The sequence below is a fragment of the Neorhizobium fuzhouense genome (assembly GCF_042611105.1).
GTDB classification, from domain to species: Bacteria; Pseudomonadota; Alphaproteobacteria; order Rhizobiales; family Rhizobiaceae; genus Neorhizobium; species Neorhizobium galegae_A.
Genome location: NZ_JBHFFP010000031.1, coordinates 1 through 3,485 on the forward strand (window position 1 = coordinate 1; position 3,485 = coordinate 3,485).

Genomic DNA, 3,485 nt, shown 5'->3' on the forward strand with positions numbered 1-3,485 from the left:
GAAATTCGATTTGCTCATGATGCTCTTCCTGCCTCAAAATTAGGAAAGAAGGCGTCTACAAATCTCGGGGCTATTCAAATGCCGGGGCTAAACAACTAGCCAGAAAACTCGATAAGCCTGTCCTATAGGTTTCTATCATCGACACTTGGTATTAGGTCCTCCTCCCCAAAGGCGCAGACCTTGTCCTGTCAGTTTCATCCGTAAGCAATTTTCGTGTCCCTGAAATTCCGGTGCGTCACGCATCCGGGAAAACCGTGTCCAGTTCAATGGCACCAGCCGAACCTCATCGGCCGAAGGTGCGCTTACAAGGACGGTGACACGGATGATCAACAATCTGCGACAGTTGCTTATCGCGCGAGCGGTGCGCCCGCACGACACCAACGCTGTGGAAGGCATCTATCGGCGCTTTCGCCGCTGGCAAGAACGGCGCAAGGATATCGAGACGCTACGAAACATGCCGGACTTCCTGCTCAAGGATATCGGTCTGACCAGGTCCCATCTCGATTATCCCGCCAGCGCTTTGAAGTCCCGCCGGTCTGAACGTTAAGGACACCTCTAGCCTGCCGGGTCTCATGGCGTACAATATAAGCCACGCCTAACCTATCGTGCGCCGGTTGAGGCGACCCCGTGCCTGCGTGTGCGGCCCCGATGAATGTAACGTCTAGTCAGATCATACCATCGGATACCTTGGCGAGACGGATAGCTGATAGGCCAGGTGTGCATCCCCTGCAATTCTACAGGCGCTGATCGACGGCCCCATGTCCCCTCCAGGCGGGTTGGTTCAGCAACCTCCAGCCGGGCAACGTTTCCCAGTCCGTTGCCCGGCGCGGAGGTGGTTTCAACGCTTCACAAGCAAACTCCAAAGAAGGAACACGACAATGGCAATGACCCAGCTGACCGTCAGCCTGGCGAGCGCGGCGACCCTTGCGCTCGCGATGTTTACCCCGGTTTCGGCCAATGCCGCTCCCGTGAGGAACGTCGTTCTTGTTCACGGTGCCTTTGCCGATGGAGCCGGATGGCGAGGCGTCTACGATGAACTGACGAAGCGCGGCTATCACGTCCAGATCGTCCAGAATCCGCTCACATCGCTCGAAGATGATGTCGCCTCCACCACCCGCTTGCTCGACCAGCAGGACGGCCCGACCATCCTCGTCGGTCACTCCTGGGGCGGCACGGTGATCACGGAAGCTGGCGTCCATCCCAAAGTTGCGGGGCTGGTGTTTGTATCGGCCCTGTCGCCGGATGCCGGTGAAACGACGGCCCAGCAGTATGAAGGTTTTGCTCCGACGCCGGATTTCGTCATCGAGATCGGTGCCGACGGGTTCGGTTTCGTCAAGCCGGCAATGTTCAAGCAGGGTTTTGCCCATGACGTCAGCGACGAGCAGGCGGCCTTCATGCGCGACTCCCAAGTGCCGATCAACATGTCGTCCTTCGGTACAAAGTTGAAGAATGCCGCCTGGCGCAGCAAGCCGAGTTGGGCTGTGATCGCAACGGAAGACAAGGCCTTCGATCAGGCCATGCTGGTTCATATGGCAGAGCGCATGAAGGCCAAGATCACCAAGGTCTCCGGCAGCCACGCCCTGTTCATCACCCGCGCCAAGGAGATCGCAGACACGATCGACGAGGCTGCAAAAACGACTGCGGCCATGTAAACATGTCGTGGAATGGGATCGCCGAAGGCGATCCACTTCTTATAACTTGAATTTTCGGACCTCCGGTAAGGCTACTCCCGACCCAGTTTTGGCGGTAAGCAAAAGGCCCATCTTTTCCGCTTCTTGCAAATTTTCTAAATTTTACTAGATTTCATCTCACAGACGTGAGTTGAATGATGAAAGATATTCTGACGACGGCAAAAGCCGCAGAGCTGCTTGGCGTTTCGGTGCGCACGGCGCAGCTATGGGTCGAGAGCGGACAACTCCCTTCCTGGAAAACGCCCGGCGGGCATCGTCGCATCCCGCGCCAGGCCGTGATGGATCTGATCGAGGATTCGACGCTGGAGCCCGTTGATCTTGCAGCCCATGCCGTCATCTTTGCAGGCAAGGGCAGGGGGGCGGAGTGGAGCCGGGCCGGACTTCCCGGATCCGGCCTGTTGATCGACGTTGCGGAAGATTTCGACACACTGCAAAAGCTGCTCGAACCGGCGCCCCCCACTTTGCTGATCGTTGAACATGCCGAAGACGGTGAGCGTAAGAAGCTTGCCGCTACGCTGGGCAACGATGCCCGTTACAGGCAAACCATCATTATCACGATGACTGGAAAGGGCGCGGCTTCGCCGGTCGCCCGCAGTACAAAACGCATCCACTTGCAGATGCTGCCGGATGTATCGGCGGCAAGCGCCGCCGTGATGGACTGTCTGCGCTCCAGCCTGCAGGACAAGACAGATCCTGCCCCCTTCGATCTGCCGTGGAATGAGAAGGCCCGGCTCGACGCCGTCAAAAGATCGGCCCTCATCGGCTCTGGTGCGGACGGTCGGTTTGACCGACTCGTGCGGCTGGCTGCCTATGCCTTGCGGGCGCCGATTGCGATGTTCACGCTGATCACGCAGGACCAGCAATGGTTCAAGTCCAGGGTCGGCTTCGATGGCGACAGCACCTCACGGGATTGGGCCTTCTGCAACGAGACGCTTGTCGCAAACGATTTTACCGTCATCGAGGATCTTACCCGAAGTGAGGCATTCAAGGAAAACCCGACTTTGAACGAACCTTTCGGGTTCCGGTTTTACGCCGGCGCGCCGGTGCGCGATCCGCTGGGTTTTGCGCTTGGCTCCATCTGCGTCATCGACGTTGTGCCGCGATCGCTCGAGCGTGAGGAGCGCGATGCGCTTGCGACGATTGCCGAAGCCATCTCGAACCTGATCCGTCTCACGATGTTTGAGGGTGGGCAGGACCGCGTGCTGCCTTCCACCATGGAGCTTGCACCGCTTTAAGGCCGCACCAACCCTGTCCCATCGCGAGCACCAGCGCGCTCCGCGGCCGTCGCGCGGCCTTGGTGCCTTGCCTCCGTTTGTTCTGTAACGGAGAGCCTCCGCTTTGAAATCCTACAGCGATCTGAACACGATAGCAGGGAGATGTCACCCGTAAGCCAGAGGGCTCCATCATGACATCTATCCCGCGCGGGCGCTGAGCGATATTCCTGTCCCCGGTTCCTTCCGCCAGCGTCTGTTCGGCCACCTCCTCCACATCTTGGCTATCGCTGCGGCAGTGATGTATCTCGCCTTTGGAGCCATTGCGGCCCACGCAGCCGAAGTCGGCACGACGGTCGAAAAGCCCTGCCCACTCTGCGTTTGTAAGGCTGGCATTGCATTTGCCTACCTCGGTGAGCGGCGACCGGCCGATCTGTCGCACTGAATGGCGATCATGCGGCACACCTGTCGCCGATGTAAGTGCTGCTGGCCATGATCAAGACCGTTGAACTGCTCCCAGACATTGGGCCAGCGGAGGCTGGAGTTTTCCGGCTTCAGTCAGGGAGGCGGACTGGTTACGCTT

Annotated in this window: 3 protein-coding genes; all 3 read left to right on the forward strand. The window is 58.7% G+C overall.

The window, feature by feature from the left end:
* Window positions 1–322: 322 nt before the first annotated feature.
* On the forward strand, window positions 323–547 hold the full coding sequence (locus tag ACEXP3_RS24590; protein WP_377299800.1) for a YjiS-like domain-containing protein: 225 nt from the start codon (window positions 323–325) through the stop codon (window positions 545–547).
* Window positions 548–884: 337 nt separating this feature from the next.
* Entirely contained in the window at window positions 885–1,652 is a 768-nt protein-coding gene (locus ACEXP3_RS24595; protein WP_377299802.1) for an alpha/beta fold hydrolase, read from the forward strand.
* Between the two features lie 176 nt (window positions 1,653–1,828).
* Window positions 1,829–2,926, forward strand: coding sequence for a helix-turn-helix domain-containing protein (locus tag ACEXP3_RS24600; RefSeq protein ID WP_377299801.1), 1,098 nt, complete (start codon window positions 1,829–1,831; stop codon window positions 2,924–2,926).
* Window positions 2,927–3,485 lie beyond the last annotated feature (559 nt).

Coding starts and splice junctions, on each gene's coding strand:
- ACEXP3_RS24600 (WP_377299801.1), top strand. CDS start 1,829: ATGAAAGATATTCTGACGACGGCAAAAGCCGCAGAGCTGCTTGGCGTT.
- ACEXP3_RS24590 (WP_377299800.1), top strand. CDS start 323: ATGATCAACAATCTGCGACAGTTGCTTATCGCGCGAGCGGTGCGCCCG.
- ACEXP3_RS24595 (WP_377299802.1), top strand. CDS start 885: ATGACCCAGCTGACCGTCAGCCTGGCGAGCGCGGCGACCCTTGCGCTC.